The organism is Sphingomonas sp. GW822-FHT03G08, from assembly GCF_058801135.1.
Map to the genome: position 1 here is coordinate 493,423 of NZ_JBXAMZ010000001.1, position 24,695 is coordinate 518,117.

Below are 24,695 nucleotides of genomic sequence, written 5' to 3' on the forward strand. Positions count from 1 at the left end.
GATTTCTCGCAGTTGCCCTTGCATCCCCCCGCCTGCTTTCGCCAAATACGGGCCTGAATGGTTAGGAGCAGGGCGATGCGGAAAGAGCAGCTGGAGCCGGCGGGCACAGGGCTCGGCCGATGAAGGCCGTCCTCCCCGCGCTCGCCCGGCCACTCGTCGAGCCGCAACTGCCGGCGGGCCTCGATATCGCCTGGTTCGCTACGCCCGAGGAAGCGCGCGCCGCGGTAGCCGATGCCGATATCGCCTGGCTCGATCACAACAATCCGCAGATCTGGGCGGAGAACGTAGCCGCGGCGACGCGGCTCCAATGGCTGTCGACCATCTATGCCGGGCTCGACGTGCTCGACACCGCGCTGCTGCGCGAACGCGGCACCCGGGTGACCAATGGCAGCGGGGTCAATGCGCATACCGTCGCCGAATATGCGGTTATGGGCGCGCTGGTCGCCGCCAAGCGCTTCGACCAGGTCGTCCGCGCCGCCGATCGCCAGGAATGGCCTACGGACGCGCCGGGCAAGCTCGAGCTGTTCGAAAGCAAGGCGCTGGTGATCGGCTATGGCACGATCGGCAGGCTGATCGGCGAGCGATTGCAGGCCTTCGGCGTTGAAGTGACCGGCGTCACCCGTTCAGGTGCCGAAGGCACGGTGGGCCCGGATGCCTGGCGCGCGCTGCTGCCCGAGACTGACTGGGTGTTCCTGGCCGCTCCGTCCACCGATGCCAGCCGCGCGATGATCGGCGCCGAGGAACTGGCGGCGATGAAGCCGAGCGCCTGGATCATCAATGTCGGTCGCGGCGAGCTGATCGACCAGGACGCGCTGATCGAGGCCTGCACCAAGCGGCGCATCGCCGGCGCCTTTCTCGACACTGTCACGCCCGAGCCGTTGCCGCCCGAGCATCCGCTGTGGACCACGCCCAACGTCATCCACTCGATGCACCTGTCGGGCCGCAGCCAGACGCGCATGTTCCTCCGCGCCGCGGCCCTGTTCGTCGAGAACATCAATGCGTTCGTCGAGGGGCGTCCGCTCCGCAACGAAGTCGATCTCGCCGCCGGCTATTGATTTCCGCTTGCCCAACCGGGGTGGTGAAGATTAGTTAGGTGTATGCCTAACCAAATCGACGCTGCCTTCGGCGCGCTTGCCGATCCCACCCGTCGGGCGGTGGTCGAGCGGCTGGGTGACGGCCCGGCCAGCGTCAGCGACCTCGCATCCGGCTTCACCATGGCGATGCCGAGCTTCCTCCAGCATGTCCGGGTACTCGAGGGCGCCGGGCTGGTCCGCACCGAGAAGCAGGGCCGCGTCCGCACCTGCACCCTCGAGCCGTTCGCCCTTGCGGCGGTCGAGCAATGGATCATCGAGCGCCGCCGCGCGACCGAAGCGCGTTACGATCGCCTCGCCAAATTCCTCGACGCCGAGGATCAGGAGAATTGAGCATGGCCGAAGCCGTCCACGACAAGTTCGTCATCGAGCGCCGCTTCAAGCAATCCCCGGCCCGGGTCTTCGCCGCTTTCGCCAGCGAGGAAGGCAAGGCGCGCTGGTTCTCTGGCCCGAACGAACTTTGGGACATGGTTGATCGCCATTTCGACTTCCGGGTCGGCGGCACCGAGCATCTGGAGGGCCACTGGAAGAGCGGCACGGTCACTCGCTTCGACGCCTCCTATCACGACATCGTGCCCGACAGCCGGATCGTCTATGCCTATCGCATGAAGCTGAACGGCAAGCCGATCTCGGTGAGCCTGTGCTCGATCGAGCTGCAACCAGACGGCGCCGGCACGCGTCTGCTCCATACCGAGCACGGCATCTATCTCGACGGCTATGAGGATAATGGCTCCCGCTTCCATGGGATCAGCCTGCAGTACGACAAGCTGGGCGAGACACTGCCCGACTGAGCCGGGCATGCCCCGCCCTCCCCGCGATCAGGCTCCCACCACCTCCGGCAGCGCCGCGGCATAGCGCTTCACGTCCTCGATCCTTCCGGTCGAGACGCGCGACCATTGCGACCATTTGCCATAGGCGCCGCGGATCTGGATTCCCTTGGCCGCCATCGCCTTCTGCACCGCATCGGCATCGGGCACCTTTACATAGACGAAGTTCGCCTGGCTCGGCGCGGCGGTCAGTCCCGCCTTCTTCACCGCATCGAGGATCAGCCCGCGCCCTTCCAGGATCCGGTTCTTCGAGAAGCCGGTAAAGGCGGTGTCGTTGTACGAGGCGATCGCCGCCGCCAGCCCTGCGGTATTGCCGCCGAAGCTCATCTCGTATTTCCGGATCGTCGCGATCGTCTCGGGCTGGCCGATCGCGAAGCCGACGCGCAGCCCGGCCATGCCGTAGATCTTGGAGAAGGTGCGGCAGACGAGCAGGTTGTGCCCCTCCTTCACCAGCGCCGAGACCGAGCTGTAGTCGGGCCTGTCGGTCAGCTCCATATAGGCTTCGTCGACCAGCACCGTCGCGCTCGGCCCGACCTTGCGGACGAACGCCCGCATCGCATCGCCGTCGAGCAGCCGCCCGGTCGGGTTGTTCGGGTTGCAGATATGGACGAGCCCGACATCGGGTCCCACCGCCGCCGCCATCGCATCGAGATCGATGTCGAGATCGGGCTTGAGCGCCACCCGCTTCAGCTTCGCGCCCTTGGCCTCGGCATAAAGCGCGGTCGTATCCCAGAACAGCTCGGGGCACAGGATCGCGCCCTTGCCCTTCAGCGCGAGCCCCGCCGCGCTCAGCACTTCGGTCGAGCCGCTGCCGAGCGCGACATGATCCGGCGTCACCCCGAAGCGCTCGGCGATCATCGCGGTCAGCTTCCTGGCGGCGGTGTCGGCGTAATAGCATCCCTTGGCCGACCATTCGGCGATCGCCGCGATCGCGCTCGGCGCGGGGCCATAGGGGTTCTCGTTGCGCGAGAGCAGCGCGATATCCGCCGCCGGCCCGAACAGCGGCGCTTCGGCCCCCGCCGCAGCATGGGCAAGGCGCGGCGGGAATGCAGCGCAGGCCGCGGTTGCGGCACCGCCGCGGATCAGCGTCCTTCTCGAAAGCTCGACCATCTTCGCCTCCATCATTTGAGTCCGTTGCGGATCATCACGATCCCGATCAGCACGAGGTACAATCCGAAGATCCGGCGCAGCAGCGACGGACTGAGCGCATGCGCGGCGGCGACGCCCCAGGGCGCCGAGATCAGCGTGGTCGAGGTGACGACCAGCGCCGCCGGCAGGTTGACGAAACCCAGCGAGCCGAACGGCAGCCCAGGCTTGCCCAGCCCGATCGCGATGAAGCCGATCACGCCGGGAATGGCGATGATCGCGCCGATGCCCGAGGCTGTGGCGATCGCGCGGTGGATCGACTTGCCGCACAGCGTCATCACGATGATCGCGATCGTGCCGCCGCCGATGCCGAGCAGCGAGGAAAAGGCGCCAAGCCCGCCCGCGATCCCCGCCCGCGCGGCACCGCCCGGCATGGCAGTCGCCAGCTGACGCTCGGCGAGCAGCGGGAACAGGAAGTGCAGCGCCATGATGAGCACGCCGGTGCCGAAGATCGCGGCCAGCCCCGCGCCCGGCACCCGTGCCGCCAGCAGCACGCCGCCGCCGACTCCGAGCACGATCCACGGCGCCCAGCTTTTCAGGACGTCGAAGTCCACCGCGCCGCGCTTGGCATGGGCGTGGACCGAGCGGATCGAGGTCGCGACGATCGTGGCCAGCGAAGTGCCGATCGCGACATGCGCGAGTTCGTCCGGGCTGCCGCCCAGCAGCGGCAGCACCGCGAACAGTGCCGGCACGACGACAAATCCGCCCCCGATCCCGAAAAGCCCGCCGGCGAACCCGGCTACCAGCCCGGCGGCAAGCATCGCCGCGAGCGCTTCCACCCAGGCAACCGCGGTCACCGGGCACTTCCTTCGAGACTGGGTACGCGCAAAAGAACTTTGGGCACGAAACTCTCCCGCTGAGCTTCCTGCCTCTCCTGTCGCAGCGCGCTTCCCGGTCCGCGCCCTTTGGGCCGTCGGACGGTGCGTGCCGCTATGTACGTTCCTTGCGACGCATGGCCGCGTCGCTGCCGGCCTGCGATTCCGGCGTATGCGAGGCTATCAGAGACCGTGGCGACTGCAAGTGCGCATGAATTACCCTGCTGGGGAAATTTTTCGCTTGCAGGATTTTACCCAGCGGGGGTAAGGCGCCTGCACTATGACGACACTTGCAGGCACCAAGATCCGCCGCTTCCGCGAGGAACGCTCCCTCACCCGCGCTGCCTTTGGCGCCTGGTTCGATATTCCGGGCTCTACCGTCCAGGGCTGGGAGAAGGATGGCAAGCGCGCCAATGCCAAGGTGGCGAACCTGATCGCCGCGCATGGCATTGCCGGCCATGCCGACTGGAATGTGACTGTGCGCGACGCGGAGAATGACATGCATGCAAGCTGGAGCCCCTCGAGCTGGAAGGCCGCCGAGGCGCGCCAGCTGCCCAATTACCCCGATCAGGGCGCGCTCGACGCGGCGACCAACCAGCTGACCTCCTTCCCGCCCCTCGTCTTCGCCGGCGAGGCGCGCGAGCTGACCAGCGAGCTGGCCAAGGTGTCGCGCGGCGAGGCCTTCCTGCTCCAGGGCGGCGATTGCGCGGAGAGCTTCGCCGAGTTCCACCCGAACAACATCCGCGACACCTTCCGCGTGCTGCTCCAGATGGCGGTGGTCCTCACCTTCGCCTCGAAGCTGCCGACGGTGAAGCTCGGCCGCATGGCCGGCCAGTTCGCCAAGCCGCGCTCGGCCGATACCGAGACGATCAACGGCGTCGAGCTGCCGTCCTACCGCGGCGACAATGTCAACGACATCGCCTTCACCCCCGAGGCGCGCATCCCCGACCCGCAGCGAATGCTCCAGGGCTATTCGCAGTCGGCGGCGACACTCAACCTGCTCCGCGCCTTCGCACAGGGCGGCTATGCCAATCTGCACCAGGTCCATAAATGGACCCACGACTTCATGGGTCGTAGCCCCTGGGCGAAGAAGTACGCCGATGTCGCCGACCGGATCGGCGAGGCGCTCGACTTCATGGCCGCCTGCGGTATCGATGCGGACAGCGTACCGCAGCTCAAGGCGACCAGCTTCTACACCAGCCACGAGGCGCTGCTGCTCCCCTATGAGGAAGCGATGACGCGCCAGGATTCGCTGACCGGCGACTGGTACGACACGTCCGCGCACTTCCTGTGGATCGGCGATCGCACGCGGTTCGAGGGGTCGGCGCATGTCGAGTTCCTGCGTGGCATCGGCAACCCGATCGGCATGAAGTGCGGCCCCAGCCTGGAGCCGGACGCGCTGCTGCGCCTGCTCGATACGCTGAACCCGAGCCGCACACCGGGCCGGATGACGCTGATCACCCGCTATGGCCACGACAAGATCGAGGCCGGACTGCCCAAGCTCGTCCGTGCGGTGAAGCGCGAGGGGCATCCGGTGGTGTGGAGCTGCGATCCGATGCACGGAAACGTCATCAAGGCCGCGAACGGCTACAAGACCCGTCCGTTCGATCGCATCCTGGCCGAAGTCCGCGGCTTCTTCGCCGTGCACCGTGCGGAGGGCACGTTCGCCGGCGGCATCCATGCCGAGATGACGGGGCAGAATGTCACCGAATGCACCGGTGGCGCGATCGACATCACCGAGCAGGGCCTGGCCGATCGTTACCACACGCATTGCGATCCGCGCCTCAATGCGGGACAGAGCCTGGAGCTCGCGTTCCTGCTTGCCGAAATGCTCAACGAGGAAATGGCTGAACGCAGAAAAGCCGCTGCTTGATCGAATATTACGGAACCGCTCCGTTAATTAACGGATTTACATCGCTGTCAGCATCCTGGATTGGCTACGCTTTGCGCGGAGTTTTGCTTGGCAACGGTGAGGGAGCGTCTGCCAGAGAATTGGTTTGCGTCGGTGCTCCCGGCGCTGCAGCTGTTCGTCGGTGCGCTGGCCGGCTGCATCGCCTGGGCTCTCTGGCATCGCTCTACCGGCCATAGCCCTCCCATCGGGCTCGCCATCGGCGTTTCGGTCGGCGGATTGCTGCTCACCAGCACGCGATTCTGGCCACTGCTCGCGGTGGCGGTGCTGCTCACCTATTGGCTGTTCCAGTCTCCCTTCCCGCTGATCGAACAGCTTTTCCGCGCATTGGGGCTGGCGCTCGGTGCATTGGTCACCGCGATGCTCATCAAGCGCCGTGGCATCAACCCGAACGAACTGCTTGATCCGCGTTCGATCCTCTGGATCTTCCTGGCCGCGGTTGCCGGCTCGCTCGTCGCGGCCACGATAGTCGCGCTTGGCGCGACGGTGGTGGGGCAACCGGCTACTTTCATTGACAGGTTCGCGCAGCAAGGGCTTGGCATGATCCTTGTGGCGCCGCTGGTGCTTGTGTGGGCGACGCCGCCGCGCGAGCGCTGGTCGCCCTTGCGCTGGGTCGGCTTCGTCGCGGTCATGCTGTTCTGCGGCGCCATCGCCGCCCATGCCTTCCTTACGACGACCGGCAGCCCGATGAGCTGGGCGATCTTCCCACCGCTGGTGCTTGCCGCGCTGGGATGGCACCTGCGGGGCGCGACGACGTCGGTGGTGATCAGCGCATTGATCGTGCTGTGGAGCACCGAGATCGAAACCGGCCCCTTCTCCACTGCGGCGTCCGACCATCGCCAGCTCCTAGCCCAGATATTCGTCGCGGTGACCTGTGCGACCATATTCCTGCTGGCTGCCTATGCCGATGAGCGCCATGCGGAGGACAAGCTCAGCCTGGCGGCGCGCAGGCTGGAGATCGCGCGGCTGAACCTGACCAACATGGTTCGCGATGCGACTTCGGCGGTGGCGATCCTCGACCGGAATCTGCACTTCGTCGCCACGTCCAAGCGCTTCATCACCGATTTCCGCCTGCCCGAGGGCGTGTCGATAGAGGGGCGCAGCCATTTCGAGGTCTTTCCGACCTGCGCTCCGGAGCGTCGGCAGCAATATGCGCGCGTGCTGGCGGGCGAGACGCTTTCGGGCAATGGCGATGCCTTGCATCATCCGGACGGCACTGTCGATTATGTCCGCTGGAGCTTCCACCCGTGGCGCGACGAAGACAGCCAGATCGCCGGCGTCGTGATAACCAGCGAGTTCATCACTGCCGAGATGGAGGCTCGGCGCAGGCTGGAGGAGGCCGAGCGCCGCTATCGCGCCGTGTTCGAGCAGGCCGGCGTGGGCGTCGCCCGCCTCTCGCTCGAGGGCGTCTTCCTCGAAGTGAACGACCGGATCTGCGAGATGACTGGCTATCCCCGCAATGAGCTGCTCGGGCAGAATTGCCGCAAGGTCGGCACCGCGGAGCAATGGCCGTCGACCGAGGAAGGCATCCAGGCGCTCGCCCGTGGTGAAATTCCGCTCTATTCGGACGATCGCATGCTGCGGCTGCCCGATGGTCAGCTGCGTCCGGTGCATTGCACCGCCAACATGGTGCGGGCGGGCGACGGCGCGCCGGATTATATCGCGGTGGTGATCCTCGACGTGTCGCGCCGCATCGCCGCCCAGCGCGCGCTCGAGGAAAGCGAGAAACTGCTCCGCCTTGCCCAGGAAGCCGCCGGCGTGGGGGTCTGGGAGATCAATCTGATCCGTGGCGGCTCGCGCCATTCGCCGGAAAGCGCGCGCCTGTTCGGGCTCGAATGGCACGAGGGCGAATATCGCCTGGCGGATGTCGCCGATCGGCTCGGGATCGATCAGGTCATCGAGCTGCGCAAGGCGATCGTCCATGCGCGGCGAACCCAGGGGCCGCTCGACATGACGCTGCGCCTCACCATGGCCGATGGCGAGATCCGCTGGGTGACGCTGCAGGGTCGCTATGATCCGCACAATGGCCAGCCGCGGCTGCTCGGCCTCATCATCGACATCACGCATGATATCGAGGCGGAGGCGCAGCTGCGCGAGGCGCATGAGAAGCTGCTCCGCCTCGCCCGCCTGAACGCGATGGGCGCGATGGCGTCGACGCTGGCGCACGAGCTGAACCAACCGCTGGCGGCGATCACCAACTATCTCGAGGCCTGCCGCTACCTCACCCGCTCGCGCGGCGATCCCGATCATGACATCCTCGACGCGCTCGACCGGGCTCGGGTGCAGGCGCTGCGGGCCGGCGACATCATCCGCAAGATCCGCTCCTTCACCGTCACCGGCGAGGTCAACCAGGCGCATCTCGATCTTGATCGCGTGATCCGCACCGCCTGCACCGCGGTGCGCCAGCTCAAGGTCTCGCGCGAAGTGACGATCGAGTGCGACTGCGACACCGGTGAGGCCGAGCTGATCGGCGATGCGCTCCAGATCGAGCAGGTGCTGACCAACCTGATCCGCAACGCGGTCGAGGCGACCAGCCATAGCCCGCTGCGTGAAGTCAGTGTGACGGCACGGACCGAGGAACATGAGGTGATCGTCCGGATCGCCGATTCCGGCCCGGGCCTCAGCGACGCGATCCTCGACAATCTGTTCGAGCCGTTCCGCACCACCAAGGAAAGCGGCACCGGCCTCGGCCTGCCGATCTGCCGCACCATCGTCGAGGCGCATGGCGGGCGGCTCTGGGCGGAGAACCGGCCCGAGGGCGGTGCGATGTTCAGCTTCGCGCTGCCGAGCGTCGAGGCCAGCGTAACAGCCTGAGGCACTGCGCAACAAACTGAAACACCGCTGCAAGACCCGGCCGGCAGAGGGAAGCGGGCCGGCGCCTTGCCCCTCTGTGACGCCGGTCCCCCAAACCTACGGGGCGGCCGAATCTCCCCCTGACATTACGGCCGCCCCGGCCTTTCCGGGCCCTAGGGAAACAGATCCACCACCTCGGCACCCTCGCCCTCCGCGGCGAGCAGCAGGGTGCGGTGGCAATGGGCCGGATCGCGCTCGAAACAGAGCAATGCGCTTGGCTTTTCCGCCGCCAGCGCCCGCATCCTCGCTGCTTCCGCCTGTGCCTCGGGCAGCTCGAGCTGGCCGGCATAGACGCCGCGCAGCGTCTTCACATCGCCCTTCTTGGCGGCGTCGCGGCCCAGCTTGGGCGTGCCGAGGTTCTTGAGCAGCACATAGTCGATCCCCGCGTCCTTCAGGCTCGCTGCGAGGATGTTCTTCGAGAAGCCCGGCCGCCGCGATAGCGGCACCGCCCGCACGTCGATCACCCGCTCCACCCCGGCCTTGCGCAACGCCGCGATGAACTCGTCCATCGTCGTCGCTTCATAGCCGATGGTGAAGATCTTCATGGCCTGGGCGCCTCCTGGTTCAGGGCATGAACGCCGCCCCAGGCGATCAGTGCCTGGCCGATGAAATAGGTCGGCCACACCAGCAGCGACGCGACCAGCGGCGGCAGCATCCGCCCTTCGTTGAGGAAGATCAGCCAGTCGGACACGAAGAACAGCAGCGCACCCGCCGCGACCAGCGTGCCGAGCCGGCTGAGCATCGCAGAGGCCGCCATCAGCGACAGGCCGAACACATAGAAAGCGAGCAGCTCGACCTGATAGCCGCCCTTGAACACCCACCAGGCGAGCAGCGCCATGCCCATCGCCACCGGCGGCGCGATCCACTGGGCGGCGGGTACGCGCTTGTGGCGCAGATAGAGATAGGAAGCGAGGAAATGCCCGGCGAGGAAGGCGAGCCCGCCCGCCGCCATGCCCTGCAGCTCGAGCAGCACGTCGCCCAGCGCGCCCAGCGCCAGCACGGCACCGAGCACCCGCCCGTCACCGTTTGCCGCCTTGCCCCGTGCCCAGAAGGCGAGCAGCGCCACGCCCGCGCCCTTCCACACCACCGCGGCGGTCCCGCCAGCCGACAGCCAGACATTGGCGTAATAGGTGGCGCCGGCGATCAGGGCGAGCGCGAAGAGCGGGTCGATACGGGTGCGGTCCATTCGCTCTTGATGCCGTGTGACTGGCGCATTGCCAAGCTTGGCGCTACCGGACGTCCCCATGCACGACATTCACATCATCGGCGGCGGTCTGGCCGGCTCGGAAGCCGCATGGCAGCTGGCCAACAAGGGCTTCAAGGTCCGCCTTTCCGAAATGCGCGGCGGCGGCACGATGACGCCGGCGCACCAGACCGAGGGCCTGGCCGAGCTGGTCTGCTCGAACAGCTTCCGCTCGGACGACGCCCAGAGCAACGCCGTTGGCCTGCTCCACCAGGAAATGCGCGACCTCGGCTCGCTGATCATGGCGCAGGGCGACATCCACAAGGTCCCCGCCGGCTCCGCCCTCGCCGTCGACCGCGACCGCTTCTCCGACGGCGTCACCGCCGCGCTGATGGCGCATCCGAACATCGAGATCGTCCGCGAGCGCATCGACAAGCTGCCCGAGAGCGGTCTGACGATCGTCGCCACCGGACCGCTCACCGCGCCTGGCCTGGCCGAGAGCATCGGCACCGCCACCGGCAAGGACCAGCTCGCCTTTTTCGATGCGATTGCCCCGATCGTGCATCGGGACTCGATCGACATGGACGTGGCCTGGTTCCAGTCGCGCTGGAACAAGGTCGGCCCCGGCGGCACGGGCAAGGACTATATCAACTGCCCGATGACCAAGGAGCAGTATTACGCCTTCCACGCCGCCCTGATGGCCGGCGAGAAGACCGAGTTCCGCGAGTGGGAGAATGTCCCCTATTTCGAAGGCTGCATGCCGATCGAGGTCATGGCCGAGCGCGGGCTGGAAACGCTCCGCTTCGGCCCGATGAAGGGCGTCGGCTTGGATGACCCGAAGACCGGCCGCTGGCCCTATGCGGTCGTCCAGCTCCGCCAGGACAATGCCAGCGCCACGCTCTGGAACATGGTCGGCTTCCAGACCAAGCTCAAATATGCCGAGCAGGTTGCGCTGTTCCGCACGATCCCGGGGCTCGAGAATGCCGAGTTCGCCCGCCTGGGCGGCCTCCACCGCAACACCTTCATCAAGTCGCCCGAACTGCTCGACGGCCAGCTCCGTCTCCGGAGCGCGCCGCATATCCGCTTCGCCGGCCAGATCACCGGCTGCGAAGGCTATGTCGAAAGCTCGGCGATCGGCCTGCTCGCCGGGCGCTTCGCCGCGGCCGAGCTCGCCGGCGAGACGCTGACCGCGCCGCCGCGCGAGATGGCGCTGGGCGCGCTGCTCTCGCACATCACCGGCGAGGCGGAAGCCGAGACCTATCAGCCGATGAACGTCAATTTCGGCCTGTTCCCGCCGATCCCGGGCAAGACGAAGAAGGCCGATCGCAAGCTGATGTACACCGATCGCGCCCGCGAGGCGAAGACCGGCTGGATGGCTCAGCCCTCGCTGTCGTCCGCAGCGTCCTGAGCCGCCGGCGTCTGCGCCTTCGCTCCGGCGGGCGCGCAGACGCAGCGCGGCTTGGGCTTGCGCTTCACGGCGGTGGTGGCGAATTCGGCGCGGGTCAGCACGCCTGACTTGTCCTTGTCCGCCCCGGCGAAGCGCTCCACCGCCTTTACCGACCATTCCTCGAAGCTCAGCTTCCCGTCCCGGTCGGTGTCGAGCCGGGCGAACAGCTTGCGGCGCAGGGCGAAGAACTCGTCCTTGCTGATGCCGTCATTCTTGTCCTTGTCGATCCGGTCGAACCGCTTCTGCTCGCGCGTCTTTGCGGCGGCGCTCGGCGGCTCCCCCGGAACATCCTGCTCCGTTTCGGACGCGATTGCCGCCACGGGCGCCTTTGGAAGGCTGTTTCCGGTACTGGCGGACCCGCGAAACAGGAAAAGACCCGCCACGACCAGCAGCAGTGCACCGCCCGCTCCCACCAGATAGCGCCACATTTCCGCTCTCCCCTCTGAGAAGAGCGAGGCTAACGCGGCACCGGGGTCAGCGTCCAGTCAGCCGGTGCCAGAGCAGACGGCCGACGCGCCCCGGCGCGCCTGCCGCCTGGGGTGCCTCGGCCAGGTCCATCCGCGCCAGATGCGCCAGCGCGCCCAGCGCGCGTCCCGCCCGGCTCCAGCGCGCGCCGCTGGCCTTGGCAAGCAGCGGAACCGCGAGATCGCGGGCAGTCGCCCTCTCGTCCTCCGCATCCAGGTTCCGGCCGAGATCGGCGATCGCCCAGCCCTGCCCCGCGACTGCCAACGGGTCGCCCTTGGCGCCCAGCAGCGCGCCCGCGGCAAGGAACAGATGCCCGCGCCCCTCGCCGAAGCGCCGGATCGCATCGGCGTCGAGCACTTCCTCCTCGATCAGCACTTCCCAGCCATGGACGATCGGCACCAGCGACGCGCCGGTAACGCCGCGCGGCAGCACCTCTGCCTCGATCGCGCGCAGCACCGGCTCTGCGGGCGCCGGCGCGCGATCGAGCTTCTCCAGCGCCTCGCGCCACCAGGCCAGCCGCATCTGGCCGACCGCCGGCTCGCGAGTAGTCCGCAGCAGCTGTGCCAGTGCGTCGTCCAGCGCGAGCAAGGCCACCAGGCCCGGGCGGCCGGCAATCGGTGCATAGCTCAGTGCCAGATCTCGTTCCGGCTGCTCCACGATCCCGTTCATGCCGCGAGTCCCAACGGTCTTAAGGCCCGCATTAACCTTCCGGATTTATACGTATTTAGCGACAACTGAGCCAAGCAGTCTCGTTGTCCGGGGATGAGGGGCGCAAAAATGAGTGACGGCCGGCCGATTGCGGGTGGTTCGATACGCGCTTTTCTGGGCGCGCTGGCACGTGATACGCGTGCGAACACGCTTGCCATCATGGCAATCGCGCTGATCCCGCTTGCGGGCATGGTGGGCGGCGGCATCGACATCAGCCGCATGTACATCGTCAAGACGCGTCTGCAACATGCATGCGATGCGGGCGCGCTCGCGGGCCGCAAGACGATGGGCGGCGGCACCTGGGCGCAGACGGTCAACGGCACCGCCAATTTCCCCGAGGTAACCGCGAAGAACTATTTCGACGCGAACTACAACAAGGACGCGTACGGCGCCGGCACCGTCACCAAGGCGTTCAGCGAGAATGCCGGCAAGGTGAGCGGCACCGCGTCGGCCGTGCTGCCGATGACGCTGATGCGCATCTTCGGCAAGACCTCCGAGACGCTCAGCGTCACCTGCGACGCCGAAATGCGCCTGCCTAACACCGATGTGATGTTCGTGCTCGATACCACGGGCTCGATGGATCAGGACGACGGCAAGGGCACCAAGAAGATCATCGGCCTGAAGACCGCGGTGAAATGCTTCTACGAGATCGTCGCGCGGCTCGACACCGATGCGACCTGCGAAGGCGGCGCGCCGAGCGGCGGCACCGGCAACCAGGTGCAGATCCGCTTCGGCTTCGTGCCCTATGCCACCAACGTCAATGTCGGCCGCCTGCTCAAGACCGAGTGGATGCCGGACAGCTGGACCTACCAGACGCGCAAGCTCGCCAACACGCCCTCGGGCAACTGGGGCAACTGGACCAGCCAGCAATCCACCTCGTGCGGCAACATACCGGAAGACACCGAATCGCGTCAGTACACGATCGACAGCCGTGATCGTTGGGGCAATTGCACCTATCGCTATCGCAACTGGTCGGGCACCGCCGCCAAGTGGAACTATGGCGCGCTCAGCCAGACGATCTCGGGCCTGAAGAACGGTACGAACTGGAATGCCAGCTTCACCCTGCCGATCGGCGCGGGCGGCGCGCAGACCACGCTTACCTGGGACGGGTGCATCGAGGAGCGCACCACCGTGCGCCAGTCCACCTATCAGCCGATCCCGAGCGGCGCCAAGGATCTCGATATCGATTCGGTGCCCGATTCCGATGCCACGCGCTGGGGCCCCGCGCTTCCCGGCATGATCTTCACGCGCAAGACAGGCGCGCGCAACGGCGGCAGCTATGACCTGGCGGCGGTGAACAACACCGACGCGATCTATAACAACACGTCCTACTACGCCTGCCCGACAGTGGCGAAGAAGCTCCAGTCCTGGACCGCCAGCGATTTCGACGATTATGTCGACAGCCTCACGCCCGAAGGCAACACCTATCACGACATCGGCCTGCTCTGGGGCGCGCGCCTGCTCTCGCCGACCGGCATCTTCAAGTCGGAGAACGCCTACACCCCGCAGGGCGGCGAGATTGAGCGCCACCTGATCTTCATGACCGACGGTGACACCTGCACCGGCACCGACAACTATACCGCCTATGGCGTGTCGTGGTTCGACCGCCGCACGACGGATGCCTCCTCGGCGCCGACCGATGGCTGCACCGACACCGGCACGCTCACCACGCAGGTCAACGCGCGCTACACCGCGCTGTGCGAGGCAGTGAAGAACAGCAAGATCACGCTGTGGGTGATCGCCTTCGGCAACCTTGCCGCGTCCACCGAGACGCGCCTCACCAACTGCGCGACCACCGGCCGCTATTTCAAGGCAACCAGCTCCAAGGACCTGCAGGACAAGTTCCGCTCGATCGCGGACCAGATCTCGCAGTTGAGGCTCACCAAATGATCCGGCGCCCCCTTCCCCGTCTTGCTCAGGACGAGCGCGGCGCGACGATCGTCGAGTTCGCGATGATCGCCCCGGTCATGGGCATCCTGCTGCTCGGCGCCTTCGACGTGGCTCACACGCTCTACATGCGCGCGGCGCTGCAGGGCGTGGTCCAGAAGGTCGCGCGCGATTCAACGCTGGAAAGCGGCCTCGACGTCAATACCCAGGCCACGCTCGATGCCAAGGTGACCGGCCAGGCCAAGGCGCTCGCCAATAACGGCACGGTGGCGATCACTCGCAAATGGTATCGCACCTTCAGCAATGCCGCGGCCGCGAAGTTCGAGCCGTTCACCGACACCAACGGCAACGGCACCTGCGACGGTCCCTCGGGCGGCACGCCGGGCGAGCTGTACGAAGACAATAACGGCAACAACAAATGGGATTCGAGCGGCGGCAACAGCGGCGCGGGCGGCGCCAAGGATGCGGTGGTCTACACCGTGTCGGTCAGCTATCCGCGCTTCTTCCCGATCTACCGGATCATCGGCGGCTCGAACCAGACAACGGTCACGGCCTCGACCGTGCTGCGCAACCAGCCCTATGGCGACCAGGGCGCTCCCACCGTGAGGAACTGCCCATGAGCCGCGTATCGGCCCTTCCTCGCCTGCTGCGGCGCTTCCGGGATGACAAGAGCGGCGTCGCGCTGCTCGAATTCGCCTTCTCGCTGCCGATCGTGCTGACGCTCAGCCTCACTGGCGCCGAGCTGACCAACTATATCATCACCAAGATGCGGGTGAGCCAGATCGCGCTTCACCTCGCGGACAATGCCGCGCGTATCGGCTCGGGCACGCAGCTCCAGGCCAAGACGATCAGCGAGGCGGACATCAACGACCTGCTCACCGGCGCGGACCTGCAGTCGGGCGAGCTCAAGCTGCTCGCCAATGGCCGCGTGACCATTTCGAGCATCGAGCCCGATCCCAGCAACTCCGGCAAGTCGCGCATCCGCTGGCAGCGCTGCCAGGGCGACAAGACCTCGCTGGGTTCGACCTATGGCGCTCAGGGCGACAAGAACCTGGCCGGCGTTGGGCCTTCGACCCGCCAGGTCGCGGCACCCGACAATGGCGTGACCATGTTCGTCGAAGTGCGCTTCCAGTACACGCCGCTGATCAAGACCTCGCTCTCGCCGACCAGCGAGTTGAACGAGATCGCCTCGATGATGGTGCGCGATCGCCGCGACACCACCGACGACAGCAGCCTGGGCAACGCCGCGACGCATCCGCGCGGTATCTACAAGGTGAGCGGCGTCAGCCCGTCGATGTGCTCCGCCGGCCAGGCCTATCTCGAAACCTAGGCGTCAAAGCTTCGCGCCTGCCGGTCGTTCTCCCTCGACCGGGCAGGCAAAAGAAAAGGCCGGGGTCTCCCCCGGCCTTTTCCGTGTTCGCTATGAAGCCGATCAGCCCTTGTAGGTAACCTTCTTCACTGCCGCGACCACCTTGTCGGCGGTGATCAGCGCCAGCTTCTCGAGGTTCGCCGCGTAAGGCAGCGGCACGTCCTCGTTGGTCACGCGCAGCACCGGCGCGTCGAGGTCGTCGAAGCCTTGCTCCATCACGACCGCGGCGATTTCCGACGCGATCGAGCAGACCGGCCAGCCTTCCTCGACCACCACCAGGCGGTTGGTCTTCTTCAGGCTCTCCAGAACGGTAGCCGTGTCCAGCGGACGCAGCGTGCGCAGGTCGACCACTTCGGCGTCGATGCCCTCGCCTGCCAGCTTGTCGGCGGCTTCCAGGGCAACGCCCACGCCGATCGAGTAGCTGACGATCGTCACGTCCTTGCCCGCCCGGACGATACGCGCCTTGCCGATCGGCAGGACATAATCGTCGAGCTGCGGGATCTCGAAGTGACGGCCGTACATCAGCTCGTTCTCGAGGAACACGACCGGGTCTTCCGAGCGGATCGCCGCCTTGAGCAGGCCCTTGGCGTCCTGCGCGTCATAGGGGGCGATCACGATCAGGCCGGGGACGCTGGCGTACCACGGGCCATAGTTCTGCGAGTGCTGCGCGCCCACGCGCGAAGCGGCACCATTCGGACCGCGGAACACGATCGGGCAGCGCATCTGGCCGCCGGACATGTAGTTGGTCTTCGCCGCCGAGTTCACGATGTGGTCGATCGCCTGCATCGCGAAGTTGAAGGTCATGAACTCGATGACCGGCTTGAGCCCGCCCATCGCCGCACCCGCACCCAGGCCGGCGAAGCCGTATTCGGTGATCGGCGTGTCGATCACGCGCTTCGGCCCGAACTCCTCGAGCAGGCCCTGGGTCACCTTGTAGGCGCCCTGATACTCGGCGACTTCCTCGCCCATCACGAAGACGCGCGGATCCTTGCGCATCTCCTCGGCCATCGCGTCGCGCAGCGCTTCGCGGACAGTCACCTTGACCATCTCGGTGCCCTCGGGGATCGCCGGGTCCTGGACCGTGGCGGCCTTCTCGCTGGCGAGCTGCTTGGTGCCGCTGTCGGCCTTCTTCGGACCACCATCCTCACCCGCAGCCGGCTCGGCCGCGGCAGGCGCAGGCGTCGGGGCCGGCGCAGCGGCAGGTGCCGGAGCCGCGGAGGCATCCTCGCCCTCGCCCGCGATCGTCGCGATCACGGTGCCGACCTTCACGTTATCGGTGCCCTCGGCGACCAGGATCTTCGCGATCGTGCCTTCGTCGACCGCCTCGAACTCCATCGTGGCCTTGTCGGTCTCGATCTCGGCCAGGATGTCACCCGACTTCACCGTGTCGCCTTCCTTGACGAGCCACTTGGCGAGCGTGCCCTCCTCCATGGTGGGCGACAGCGCCGGCATCTTCAGTTCGATCGCCATCTCAGTAGGACTCCACCAGCACGTCGGTATACAGTTCGGAAGCATCGGGCTCGGGCGTCTGCTCGGCGAAGTCGGCAGACTCGTTCACCACCTTGCGGATCTCCGCCTCGATCGCCTTCAGCTCGGCCTCGGTGACCTTCATGTCCTCGAGCTCGCGCTTGACCTGCTCGATCGGATCCGACTTGTCGCGGACCGACTGAACCTCTTCACGCGAACGGTACTTCGCGGGATCCGACATCGAGTGCCCGCGATAGCGGTACGTCTTCATCTCGAGGATGATCGGGCCCTTGCCCGCGCGGACCCAGGCCAGCGCTTCCTCGGCGGCGCCTCGGCAGGCGAGCACGTCCATGCCGTCCACCTGGATGCCGGGGATGCGGAAGCTCTCGCCGCGACGATAGAGCTGGTCTTCCGACGAAGAGCGGTTGACCGAGGTGCCCATGGCGTACTGGTTGTTCTCGATCACATAGATGATCGGAAGCTTCCACAGCTCGGCCATGTTGAACGATTCGTAGACCTGGCCCTGGTTCGACGCGCCGTCGCCGAAATAGGCCATGGCGACGCCGCCATCCTCGTTATACTTGTGCGCGAACGCCAGGCCGGTGCCGAGCGACACCTGCGCGCCGACGATGCCGTGGCCGCCGTAGAACTTCTTCTCGGTCGAAAACATGTGCATCGAGCCGCCCTTGCCGCGGCTGATGCCCGCCGCGCGACCGGTCAGCTCGGCCATGATGACCTTGGGATCGATGCCATAGGCGAGCATGTGGCCATGGTCGCGATAGCCGGTGATCACCGAGTCCTTCTCGCCGTCGAGCGCGGACTGCAGGCCGACCGCAACGGCTTCCTGGCCGATATAGAGGTGGCAGAAGCCGCCGATGAAGCCGAGGCCATAGAGCTGGCCGGCCTTCTCCTCGAAGCGGCGGATCAGCAGCATCTGCTTGTAGAATTCGAGCAGCTGCTCCTTCGAAGCCTCGAACCGCTTGGGCTCTTCGGGCCGCTCGCGGTTGGTCTTTGCGGGTTCAGTCGTTTTGCGTGCCGGTGCTTTGGCCACAGGAAATCCTCGTCCGGGGAGGGGGAAAGGCGGGTGCCTATAAGCGCGTTTTTGCCCGCCGCGCAACAACGCGCGAATAGCCGGTGCCGTGCCCCTGACGCGACGGCAATTGCACTCTATGCAACCAAAGATGCGAGTTGCGAAAGTTGCAATGCAGCATGATTTGGAGGCGCTGCGGCGTAGGAGAGAAGATGCCGCCGCGCGCGGTTCGCCCGCCCCTACCCGCTCGTTCCAACCCGCTCCCCGGCGAAGGCCGGGGCCCAGTCGCAATGCCGCCCGTGAGGCTCCCGCCCTTCCTACTCCCCTCCCTGCAAGGGAGGGGTCGGGGGTGGGTTGCGCCCCCGGACTTCCCGGGGCGCCCTGCGAGACGGCATCGGAAAAGAAAAGGCCGGGCATCGAGCCCGGCCTTGTTCTAACCCACCCCTGGCCCTCCCTTTGCAGGGAGGAGAATAGAAAAGACTACCGCCCGGTAGTCCCCGCCCCATGCTTCTGCAGCGGAATGACCACCTCGTCCGGCCGCACGACATTGAGCTGCTTGCGCGCCAGCTCATCGGCCAGGTCGGGATCGACGCCGCGCTTCTGGTCGAGCAGCTCGACGCGGTTCTTCAGCGCCGCGCGCTGCTTGTCGAGCGCGGCATAATCGGCCTGCTTCTGCTCGAACTCGGCCTTGGTCAGCTTGGTCTGCATCACGCCGGTGGGCCCGAGCACGGCGTTATAGCCGAAAAAGCCGATGGCGATCAGCGTCACCGCCGGCAGCCCGGCCCGGCGCAAAAGGGTCTGGAACGGAGAAGCAGCACGCGATCGCATTTGGTGTTTTTCGCTTAACCACGCCCCGGGCGCAAGGCCCGTATTGGTGCGGAGGACCGCCGTTTACCGCGCAGGATCCAATTTGCCGCGGCGGCCATCTGCCGATCATGGCCGGTTGCGACATCCGCCGCGCTCCGCGGCACGAGCATGTCGGGCATTATCCCGGCGTCCGGCGGCGAACCGCCCGGGAAATAACCGATAAGCGGCAAGTCGAATTCGATGCCGCTGGCCGGCAGGTGAACGAAGAAGAAGCAGCCGCCGTTGATACCGCGCCGGTTGCCGCCGGTCGCCTCGCCGAACAGGCGGACAAGGCCCGTCCGCTTGGCCACCTCGGCGAACTGGAAGGTCGCGGAGCTGTTCACCGGCCCGATCAGCGCGGCGACAGGCAGTGCCAGCCTGGGGCCCGCCGGTTCGATCACCTCGCTGCCGCGCTTGCCCGTCAGGCGCCGAAAGCCGCCGCCGATGGGCTGCGCTCCCACGCCAAGCGCATGAAAGCTCTTGTCCCAGGTATCGAGGTAGCGATCGATATCCGGCGGCGTCCGCTCGAAACGCACGCGGCGTTCCGCGCCGGGGTCGGTGATCGGCGTGCTGGCGATCCGCGCGAACAGCGCATTGCCGCAATCCTGGCCACCCTCATTCTCGCGCAGGTCGACAATGAGCCCCCTGGCGCCGGAAAGGGACCCCAGCCGCTCGTTCAGCCAGCTTCGCCAGTCCCATTTGCTGTCGTAGAGCGCCCAGCCAGGCATATCGAGCACCGCCACGCCGTCGGGGCGCATCCTCCAGCTCCACACCGGCTGATCGCCATCATAGGCACGCGGCTGCATCTGCGCCTGTCGCGCCGCCAGGCCCAGTGCCGGCACGTCGCGCACCGCCGTTGCGCCGTCCGGAAGACGAACCGTCAGGCGATGCAGCCCGCCACGCGGGGCGCCATAGGTCAGCCCGTGGAAGACATCGAAGAACTCGATCCGGTCTCCGCCGGCAACGCTCAGCAGCGCGGCTCGCTTGGCGTCATTATGGCCGTCCGCCCGCGCATAGCGCATCAGCGTCGCCAGCATGGCTCCCGCCGGTACGTCATTGATCGACAGCACCTCGGTCCCTTGCGCTAGGGTGCCGGTGGGATCGTCCGTGACGATCATGCGCCGGTCGATCCACGCGAACTGGAAGGGCAGCCGCGTCGGGCGATCGAATAGCGACTTTGCCACCCCGTCGCGCTGGTTGAAAAAGTTGCAATAGCTGTGGCCGCATCGGATCGTGGCGAGGAACGCCGACAGGATCAGATAGCGCGCCTCAAGCGTCGGTGCGGCGACGAAATCCCGCTCGAGCCGATCGATCCGCGCGTCGACCTGCGCCGGAGTGGCATAGCGATAGAGCCCAGGATGCAGCCCCAGCGCCTTGCGCAGGATTGCGATATCGCCGCGCAGGTCGCTCGTGGTGGCGGCACTGGCGCCAGGGAAGGTGGCGATGGCGCCCAGGGCACCGATGAAATGACGACGGTTCATGCGGCCATGCTGCCGCCAAAGGTCATGCCGCCGCGCCTCAAAACCCGCGTCTGCGGAACTATTCGTGATTTGAGCCGCGACGATATGCGCTCGGGCTAAGGCCGAACGCCGCGCGAAACGCCCGGTTGAAGCTTGCCTTGGAAGCGAACCCTGCCTCGAAGGCGATATCGAGCACGTCACGACGATCCCCCGCGCGCAACGCCGCGGCAACGGCCTCACTCCTGATCTGGTTGATGAAGGCGGAGAAGTTCACGCCAAGTCCATCGTTCAGCGCGCGCGACAGATAGTTGGTGTTGGTGCCGAGGTGTCGCGCGAGACTGGCAAGATTGAGTTCGGGATCGGCCACCCAGCCCGCTCCCCGGATCTCGGCTTCCCAGGCTGCGCCGATCGCCTGCCAGTCGCGTCCGGCTATCGCCGCCGGCTCCGGCTCCAGGCTTGCGAAATGCGGGAATGCCAGGCTCGCATGCCGCCACCCCTCGACGGCGAGGTACAGCGCGAATGCCGCGATCGCGAGGTGCAATCCCATGAGTTGGCGATAGCCGAGCGGCGATATCGCGTCCCAGATCGAATAACCCGCCCAGATCGGCAGCAGCAGCAAGGTTACCCCGATCGCCCTGCTCAGCCACCGCGATGCGAACCGCGCATCGTCGCTGCGCTGCGAAGCCAGCCTGACCCGGTAGCGACGAAGCAGGCGGAGGCCCGCGACACCATAGGCCGCCAGTCCGATGACGGTACCGATGCCCGTCACGATGTCGAATGGCGTCATCGCTAGATCGGCCCAGCGCAGCTTGACCGGCAAGGGGAGCAGGAAGCTGATGGCCAGGAAGATAAATTGCAGCGTCGGTGCGGTCAGGTGCCGCCAGGCCGCCTTGGGCCGGCTACCCTGCACCAGCGCCAGCACATAGAGCCAGAGCAGCGGACCGACCGCCAATGTGATGGCGAGCGGCGCGAAGGTCAGCCATCGCCATTTGTCATAGAAGCCGGCGAAACCGATCGCCCAGGGGGTCACGATCCCGGCCAGGACGATCAGCAGTGCCGACAGGGTGCGGTTCGCGGCGCGATTCGCGATCGGCCGGGTGAGCGCTGCGGCGATGATCAGCAGTTGCACGATCGCCACGCTCAGAAGCGCGGTACGCCACCCGAAAGTCAGATCCCCCATCGCCCGGCACTTTCATTGCCGAATGTCGGTCATGTCCCAACCCCTCCCGCCCGAAGGCAGGAGGGGCAGAACCAAAGCTTACTTCTTCAGCACGCTCCGCCCGGCATACACCGCGGCATCGCCCAGCTCTTCCTCGATCCGGATCAGCTGGTTGTACTTGGCAAGCCGGTCCGAGCGGGCCAGCGAGCCCGTCTTGATCTGGCCGCAGTTGGTGGCGACCGCCAGGTCGGCGATCGTCGCGTCCTCGGTCTCGCCCGAGCGGTGCGACATCACCGCGGTGTAGGACGAGCGCTGCGCCAGGCTCACCGCTTCCAGCGTCTCGGTCAGCGTGCCGATCTGGTTGACCTTCACCAGCAGCGAGTTGGCGTAGCCGCCCTCGATACCGCGCGCGAGGCGCTTCGGGTTGGTCACGAACAGGTCGTCACCGACCAGCTGGACCTTGCCGCCCAGCTTCTCGGTCAGCGCCTTCCAGCCTTCCCAGTCGTCCTCGGCCATGCCGTCCTCGATCGAGAAGATCGGGTACTTGGCGGCCAGCCCGGCGAGGAAGTCGGCATTCTCGAGCGACGAGAAGGTCTTGCCCTCGCCCACCATCTTGTAGGCGCCGTCCTTGAAATATTCGGTGGCGGCGCAGTCGAGCGCGAGCATCACGTCGTCGCCCGGCTTGTAGCCGGCGGCTTCGATCGAGCTCATGATGAAGTCCAGCGCCTCGGTGGTGCTGGCGATGTTCGGCGCGAAGCCGCCCTCGTCGCCCACGCCGGTGGCCAGGCCCTTCTCGTGCAGCTTCTTCTTGAGCGTGTGGAAGATCTCCGAGCCGCAGCGCACGGCCTCGACGATGTTCTCCGCGCCCACCGGCACGATCATGAATTCCTGGAAGTCGATCGGGTTGTCGGCATGCTCGCCGCCGTTGATGATGTTCATCATCGGCACCGGCAGCACGTGGGCGTTGACGCCGCCGACATAGCGATAGAGCGGCAGGCCGCGCGCATCGGCAGCGGCCTTGGCGGCAGCGAGGCTCACGCCGAGGATGGCGTTGGCGCCCAGCCGGCCCTTGTTCTCGGTGCCGTCGAGCTCGATCATCGCGGTGTCGAGATCGGCCTGGTCCTCGGCTTCCATGCCGACGACTTCCTCGAAGATCTCGCCGTTGACGTTCTCGACTGCCTTGTCGACACCCTTGCCGAGCCAGCGCGACTCGTCGCCGTCGCGCAGTTCCACGGCTTCGTGCGCGCCGGTCGAGGCGCCCGAGGGAACTGCGGCGCGGCCGAAGCTGCCGTCCTCCAGCATCACGTCGACTTCGACGGTGGGGTTGCCCCGGCTGTCGAGGATTTGGCGAGCATGGACGTCGATGATTGCGGTCACGAAACGGTCTCCCTAGATATGGGGTAATGAGGGCGCGACGCGGCCTCTAACGGCTCCGGATGGAACTCGCAAACGTGGCCGTTGTTGTTTCGCAAAAGGCATGGAGGGTTTTTGGCATGGCTGACGAAACGACGGGCGAAGTGATCGAAGGCGCGGCGGAAACCACCGCCGAGGCAAAGCGCAACGCCAGCGATACGATCCGCGAAAAGGCGAATGAACTCGGCAACCAGGCGGCGGAGCGCGCACGTGCCTTTGCCGGCGAAGGCAAGGAAAAGGCTACCGGCGCGCTCGATGAGGTCGCCAAGATGATGCAGTCGGCCGCGGCCGACGTCGATGCACGACTCGGCGAGCAATACGGCAAGTACGCGCGCTCGGCGGCGGACGGCATCGCCGGCTTCGCCGACAATCTGCGCGGCAAGGAAGTCGATGACCTGATCGACGACGTGACGGCGTTCGTCCGCAAGAGCCCCGCGGTGGCGGTCGGCGTCGCGGCGGGCCTGGGCTTCGTGCTCGCGCGGATCATCAAGTCGGGCATCGATGCGGCGTCCGACGCCGGCGACGCGCCCGAAACCCCGTCCGACAAGGCCTGAGGGGCCTGACGGGGGGTGGACGAACCAAAGCCTGAACTGCCGCCTGCCGGTGCGCCGGCGGCCGAGCCCAGCATCGGCGAGTTGCTCCAGCAGCTCGTCGATAATGGTCGCGCCTATGCCGATGCCGAGATCGGCTATTATCGCACCCTGCTCCGCTCGAAGCTGCGCGATGCGCGCTCGATGCTGTGGATGGGCGCGGTGGCGATCGCTTTGGCCTTCGCCGCCGCGGTGGCGCTGGTGATGGGGCTGGTCCTCACGCTGGCGCCGCTGGTCGGGCCCGGCTTCGCGACGCTGATCGTGGTGAGCCTGTTCCTGGCGATCTCGGGCCTGATGGGCTGGCTCGCCTGGACGCATGTGAAGCGTATCTTCAAGGAAAAGCCGTGAGCGAGAACCCGCATGATGTCGAGGCGGCGCGGGCTCGGATCGCGGAGGCCCGGGCGGCTTTGTTCGGCACGCTCGGCCAGGTCCAGTCACGGCTGAGCCCGTCGAACCTGGCGCAGGATGCGGTGGAGAGCGCGGCGCAGGGCGTCGCCAGCGTGGCGCGCAAGGGTGCCGAGGCGGTGCGCAGCCGTCCGCTGGCCGCGGCGGGCGTAGTGGCGACGATCGGGCTGGTGATGGCGCGCGGCTGGATCGGCGACATCCTGGCGAAAAGGCATGAAACTCGCGACCCGGCCACGGGTTTGAAGCGTAAAGGCAAGAAAGAAGGATCCTCGTGATGAGCACCAATCCCGCGAACGAGAAGCAGGGCGCCGGCGAGAGCCTCGCGTCCAATCCCTATGCGCTGGTCGCCGGCGGCATCGCGCTCGGCGTGGTGATCGGCATGCTGGTGCCGCGCTCGCAGAAGGAGCGCGAGCTGCTGGATGCCACCGGAAAGCAGCTCGCAGGCAGGGTTACGGGCACGGTTGCCGCGGTCAAGGAAGCCGGACGGGCAGAGATCGAATCCCTCCTCCCCGGCCGCGACGAGGCAAAAAATCGCGTCGGTGCGCTGTTCGGGAATGTGCTGGATGCAGCCAGGGATGCAGCGCAAAAGGCTTGAGGCCGGCGCGCCTGCTTCCTAAGGGCCTCT

The 24,695-nt window shown here is 66.6% G+C and carries 25 protein-coding genes; 13 read left to right on the forward strand and 12 right to left on the reverse strand.

From position 1 onward, the window contains the following. The first annotated feature begins 119 nt into the window (after nt 1-119). From AC1RJ5_RS02075 to AC1RJ5_RS02085, 3 genes are read left to right on the forward strand one after another with little or no spacing between them, the layout of a single operon-like run. Complete coding sequence (locus tag AC1RJ5_RS02075) at nt 120-1,055, forward strand: NAD(P)-dependent oxidoreductase (protein ID WP_493111438.1); 936 nt, start codon at nt 120-122, stop codon at nt 1,053-1,055. A gap of 42 nt (nt 1,056-1,097) precedes the next feature. After that, nucleotides 1,098-1,424, forward strand: coding sequence for an ArsR/SmtB family transcription factor (locus tag AC1RJ5_RS02080; RefSeq protein ID WP_342250235.1), 327 nt, complete (start codon nt 1,098-1,100; stop codon nt 1,422-1,424). Between the two features lie 2 nt (nt 1,425-1,426). Beyond that, nucleotides 1,427-1,882 (forward strand): SRPBCC family protein, encoded by a 456-nt coding sequence (locus AC1RJ5_RS02085; RefSeq protein WP_342250234.1) that lies wholly within the window; start codon nt 1,427-1,429, stop codon nt 1,880-1,882. 27 nt (nt 1,883-1,909) lie between these two features. On the opposite strand, the gene AC1RJ5_RS02090 is transcribed toward AC1RJ5_RS02085, so the two are convergent. Then, nucleotides 1,910-3,028 carry a pyridoxal phosphate-dependent aminotransferase gene (locus tag AC1RJ5_RS02090; RefSeq protein WP_342250233.1) on the reverse strand — a complete coding sequence of 373 codons (1,119 nt, stop codon included), beginning with the start codon at nt 3,026-3,028 and terminating at the stop codon, nt 1,910-1,912. Between the two features lie 11 nt (nt 3,029-3,039). After that, complete coding sequence (locus AC1RJ5_RS02095) at nt 3,040-3,825, reverse strand: sulfite exporter TauE/SafE family protein (protein WP_269576456.1); 786 nt, start codon at nt 3,823-3,825, stop codon at nt 3,040-3,042. A gap of 553 nt (nt 3,826-4,378) precedes the next feature. Here AC1RJ5_RS02095 and AC1RJ5_RS02100 point away from each other — a divergent pair. Together AC1RJ5_RS02100 and AC1RJ5_RS02105 are read left to right on the forward strand one after the other, a co-directional pair. Continuing rightward, complete coding sequence (locus AC1RJ5_RS02100; RefSeq protein ID WP_184168277.1) at nt 4,379-5,752, forward strand: class II 3-deoxy-7-phosphoheptulonate synthase; 1,374 nt, start codon at nt 4,379-4,381, stop codon at nt 5,750-5,752. Nucleotides 5,753-5,884: 132 nt separating this feature from the next. Then, nucleotides 5,885-8,602, forward strand: a complete 2,718-nt coding sequence (locus AC1RJ5_RS02105; protein ID WP_342250232.1) for a PAS domain S-box protein — start codon at nt 5,885-5,887, stop codon at nt 8,600-8,602. 152 nt (nt 8,603-8,754) lie between these two features. Here AC1RJ5_RS02105 and AC1RJ5_RS02110 read toward each other — a convergent pair whose 3' ends face one another. Continuing rightward, nucleotides 8,755-9,186 carry a DUF488 domain-containing protein gene (locus tag AC1RJ5_RS02110; RefSeq protein ID WP_493111441.1) on the reverse strand — a complete coding sequence of 144 codons (432 nt, stop codon included), beginning with the start codon at nt 9,184-9,186 and terminating at the stop codon, nt 8,755-8,757. Then, the gene (locus tag AC1RJ5_RS02115; RefSeq protein ID WP_493111443.1) at nt 9,183-9,827 is read right to left on the reverse strand and encodes a lysoplasmalogenase family protein; all 645 of its coding nucleotides are present in this window, start codon (nt 9,825-9,827) and stop codon (nt 9,183-9,185) included. Before AC1RJ5_RS02115 ends, AC1RJ5_RS02110 begins: the two co-directional genes overlap by 4 nt. Before the next feature lie 58 nt (nt 9,828-9,885). On the opposite strand from AC1RJ5_RS02115, the gene trmFO reads away from it, so the two are divergent. Beyond that, nucleotides 9,886-11,232, forward strand: coding sequence for a methylenetetrahydrofolate--tRNA-(uracil(54)-C(5))-methyltransferase (FADH(2)-oxidizing) TrmFO (trmFO, locus tag AC1RJ5_RS02120; protein ID WP_493111445.1), 1,347 nt, complete (start codon nt 9,886-9,888; stop codon nt 11,230-11,232). On the opposite strand, the gene AC1RJ5_RS02125 is transcribed toward trmFO, so the two are convergent. Further along, entirely contained in the window at nt 11,202-11,699 is a 498-nt protein-coding gene (locus AC1RJ5_RS02125) for an EF-hand domain-containing protein (RefSeq protein ID WP_269575295.1), read from the reverse strand. The two genes, trmFO and AC1RJ5_RS02125, sit on opposite strands and share 31 nt — an antisense overlap. 46 nt (nt 11,700-11,745) lie before the next feature. Beyond that, nucleotides 11,746-12,405 (reverse strand): squalene/phytoene synthase family protein, encoded by a 660-nt coding sequence (locus AC1RJ5_RS02130; protein WP_269575294.1) that lies wholly within the window; start codon nt 12,403-12,405, stop codon nt 11,746-11,748. Nucleotides 12,406-12,603: 198 nt separating this feature from the next. Between AC1RJ5_RS02130 and AC1RJ5_RS02135 the strand changes: the two genes are divergently transcribed. From AC1RJ5_RS02135 to AC1RJ5_RS02145, 3 genes are read left to right on the forward strand one after another with little or no spacing between them, the layout of a single operon-like run. Beyond that, entirely contained in the window at nt 12,604-14,334 is a 1,731-nt protein-coding gene (locus tag AC1RJ5_RS02135; protein WP_342250228.1) for a pilus assembly protein TadG-related protein, read from the forward strand. Next, nucleotides 14,331-14,951, forward strand: coding sequence for a TadE/TadG family type IV pilus assembly protein (locus AC1RJ5_RS02140; RefSeq protein ID WP_269575292.1), 621 nt, complete (start codon nt 14,331-14,333; stop codon nt 14,949-14,951). The genes AC1RJ5_RS02135 and AC1RJ5_RS02140 overlap by 4 nt, the downstream gene beginning before the upstream one ends. Continuing rightward, on the forward strand, nt 14,948-15,661 hold the full coding sequence (locus tag AC1RJ5_RS02145; RefSeq protein WP_269575291.1) for a TadE/TadG family type IV pilus assembly protein: 714 nt from the start codon (nt 14,948-14,950) through the stop codon (nt 15,659-15,661). Before AC1RJ5_RS02140 ends, AC1RJ5_RS02145 begins: the two co-directional genes overlap by 4 nt. Before the next feature lie 102 nt (nt 15,662-15,763). Here AC1RJ5_RS02145 and AC1RJ5_RS02150 read toward each other — a convergent pair whose 3' ends face one another. The 6 genes from AC1RJ5_RS02150 to eno all read right to left on the reverse strand — a co-directional run bounded on the left by AC1RJ5_RS02150 (nt 15,764) and on the right by eno (nt 23,039). Then, nucleotides 15,764-17,170: a pyruvate dehydrogenase complex E1 component subunit beta gene (locus AC1RJ5_RS02150; protein ID WP_269575290.1), complete on the reverse strand. Its 1,407-nt coding sequence runs from the start codon at nt 17,168-17,170 to the stop codon at nt 15,764-15,766. Between the two features lies 1 nt (nt 17,171). Continuing rightward, on the reverse strand, nt 17,172-18,218 hold the full coding sequence (gene pdhA / locus AC1RJ5_RS02155; protein WP_269575289.1) for a pyruvate dehydrogenase (acetyl-transferring) E1 component subunit alpha: 1,047 nt from the start codon (nt 18,216-18,218) through the stop codon (nt 17,172-17,174). 459 nt (nt 18,219-18,677) lie between these two features. After that, the gene (locus AC1RJ5_RS02160; RefSeq protein ID WP_269575288.1) at nt 18,678-19,025 is read right to left on the reverse strand and encodes an FtsB family cell division protein; all 348 of its coding nucleotides are present in this window, start codon (nt 19,023-19,025) and stop codon (nt 18,678-18,680) included. Nucleotides 19,026-19,039: 14 nt separating this feature from the next. Next, the gene (locus AC1RJ5_RS02165; RefSeq protein WP_493111449.1) at nt 19,040-20,524 is read right to left on the reverse strand and encodes a S41 family peptidase; all 1,485 of its coding nucleotides are present in this window, start codon (nt 20,522-20,524) and stop codon (nt 19,040-19,042) included. A gap of 58 nt (nt 20,525-20,582) precedes the next feature. Next, nucleotides 20,583-21,683, reverse strand: coding sequence for an AraC family transcriptional regulator (locus tag AC1RJ5_RS02170; protein WP_493111451.1), 1,101 nt, complete (start codon nt 21,681-21,683; stop codon nt 20,583-20,585). 78 nt (nt 21,684-21,761) lie between these two features. Next, on the reverse strand, nt 21,762-23,039 hold the full coding sequence (eno, locus tag AC1RJ5_RS02175) for a phosphopyruvate hydratase (protein ID WP_493111453.1): 1,278 nt from the start codon (nt 23,037-23,039) through the stop codon (nt 21,762-21,764). Between the two features lie 116 nt (nt 23,040-23,155). Between eno and AC1RJ5_RS02180 the strand changes: the two genes are divergently transcribed. The 4 genes from AC1RJ5_RS02180 to AC1RJ5_RS02195 are packed head-to-tail and all read left to right on the forward strand — an operon-like array spanning nt 23,156 to nt 24,665. Then, nucleotides 23,156-23,629, forward strand: a complete 474-nt coding sequence (locus tag AC1RJ5_RS02180; RefSeq protein ID WP_493111455.1) for a hypothetical protein — start codon at nt 23,156-23,158, stop codon at nt 23,627-23,629. A gap of 15 nt (nt 23,630-23,644) precedes the next feature. Next, nucleotides 23,645-24,013, forward strand: a complete 369-nt coding sequence (locus tag AC1RJ5_RS02185; RefSeq protein WP_493111457.1) for a phage holin family protein — start codon at nt 23,645-23,647, stop codon at nt 24,011-24,013. Continuing rightward, the gene (locus AC1RJ5_RS02190) at nt 24,010-24,345 is read left to right on the forward strand and encodes a DUF3618 domain-containing protein (RefSeq protein ID WP_184166320.1); all 336 of its coding nucleotides are present in this window, start codon (nt 24,010-24,012) and stop codon (nt 24,343-24,345) included. The genes AC1RJ5_RS02185 and AC1RJ5_RS02190 overlap by 4 nt, the downstream gene beginning before the upstream one ends. Further along, nucleotides 24,345-24,665, forward strand: a complete 321-nt coding sequence (locus AC1RJ5_RS02195; protein ID WP_184166322.1) for a hypothetical protein — start codon at nt 24,345-24,347, stop codon at nt 24,663-24,665. Before AC1RJ5_RS02190 ends, AC1RJ5_RS02195 begins: the two co-directional genes overlap by 1 nt. Nucleotides 24,666-24,695 lie beyond the last annotated feature (30 nt).

What these genes read in the sequence shown, in the direction of transcription:
- AC1RJ5_RS02075 (WP_493111438.1), top strand. Translation starts at nt 120, where the DNA reads ATGAAGGCCGTCCTCCCCGCGCTCGCCCGGCCACTCGTCGAGCCGCAA.
- AC1RJ5_RS02080 (WP_342250235.1), top strand. Translation starts at nt 1,098, where the DNA reads ATGCCTAACCAAATCGACGCTGCCTTCGGCGCGCTTGCCGATCCCACC.
- AC1RJ5_RS02085 (WP_342250234.1), top strand. Translation starts at nt 1,427, where the DNA reads ATGGCCGAAGCCGTCCACGACAAGTTCGTCATCGAGCGCCGCTTCAAG.
- AC1RJ5_RS02090 (WP_342250233.1), bottom strand. Translation starts at nt 3,028, where the DNA reads ATGGTCGAGCTTTCGAGAAGGACGCTGATCCGCGGCGGTGCCGCAACC.
- AC1RJ5_RS02095 (WP_269576456.1), bottom strand. Translation starts at nt 3,825, where the DNA reads ATGCTTGCCGCCGGGCTGGTAGCCGGGTTCGCCGGCGGGCTTTTCGGG.
- AC1RJ5_RS02100 (WP_184168277.1), top strand. Translation starts at nt 4,379, where the DNA reads ATGCATGCAAGCTGGAGCCCCTCGAGCTGGAAGGCCGCCGAGGCGCGC.
- AC1RJ5_RS02110 (WP_493111441.1), bottom strand. Translation starts at nt 9,186, where the DNA reads ATGAAGATCTTCACCATCGGCTATGAAGCGACGACGATGGACGAGTTC.
- AC1RJ5_RS02115 (WP_493111443.1), bottom strand. Translation starts at nt 9,827, where the DNA reads ATGGACCGCACCCGTATCGACCCGCTCTTCGCGCTCGCCCTGATCGCC.
- trmFO (WP_493111445.1), top strand. Translation starts at nt 9,886, where the DNA reads ATGCACGACATTCACATCATCGGCGGCGGTCTGGCCGGCTCGGAAGCC.
- AC1RJ5_RS02125 (WP_269575295.1), bottom strand. Translation starts at nt 11,699, where the DNA reads ATGTGGCGCTATCTGGTGGGAGCGGGCGGTGCACTGCTGCTGGTCGTG.
- AC1RJ5_RS02130 (WP_269575294.1), bottom strand. Translation starts at nt 12,405, where the DNA reads ATGAACGGGATCGTGGAGCAGCCGGAACGAGATCTGGCACTGAGCTAT.
- AC1RJ5_RS02135 (WP_342250228.1), top strand. Translation starts at nt 12,604, where the DNA reads ATGGCAATCGCGCTGATCCCGCTTGCGGGCATGGTGGGCGGCGGCATC.
- AC1RJ5_RS02140 (WP_269575292.1), top strand. Translation starts at nt 14,331, where the DNA reads ATGATCCGGCGCCCCCTTCCCCGTCTTGCTCAGGACGAGCGCGGCGCG.
- AC1RJ5_RS02145 (WP_269575291.1), top strand. Translation starts at nt 14,948, where the DNA reads ATGAGCCGCGTATCGGCCCTTCCTCGCCTGCTGCGGCGCTTCCGGGAT.
- AC1RJ5_RS02150 (WP_269575290.1), bottom strand. Translation starts at nt 17,170, where the DNA reads ATGGCGATCGAACTGAAGATGCCGGCGCTGTCGCCCACCATGGAGGAG.
- AC1RJ5_RS02160 (WP_269575288.1), bottom strand. Translation starts at nt 19,025, where the DNA reads ATGCGATCGCGTGCTGCTTCTCCGTTCCAGACCCTTTTGCGCCGGGCC.
- AC1RJ5_RS02165 (WP_493111449.1), bottom strand. Translation starts at nt 20,524, where the DNA reads ATGAACCGTCGTCATTTCATCGGTGCCCTGGGCGCCATCGCCACCTTC.
- AC1RJ5_RS02170 (WP_493111451.1), bottom strand. Translation starts at nt 21,683, where the DNA reads ATGGGGGATCTGACTTTCGGGTGGCGTACCGCGCTTCTGAGCGTGGCG.
- AC1RJ5_RS02180 (WP_493111455.1), top strand. Translation starts at nt 23,156, where the DNA reads ATGGCTGACGAAACGACGGGCGAAGTGATCGAAGGCGCGGCGGAAACC.
- AC1RJ5_RS02195 (WP_184166322.1), top strand. Translation starts at nt 24,345, where the DNA reads ATGAGCACCAATCCCGCGAACGAGAAGCAGGGCGCCGGCGAGAGCCTC.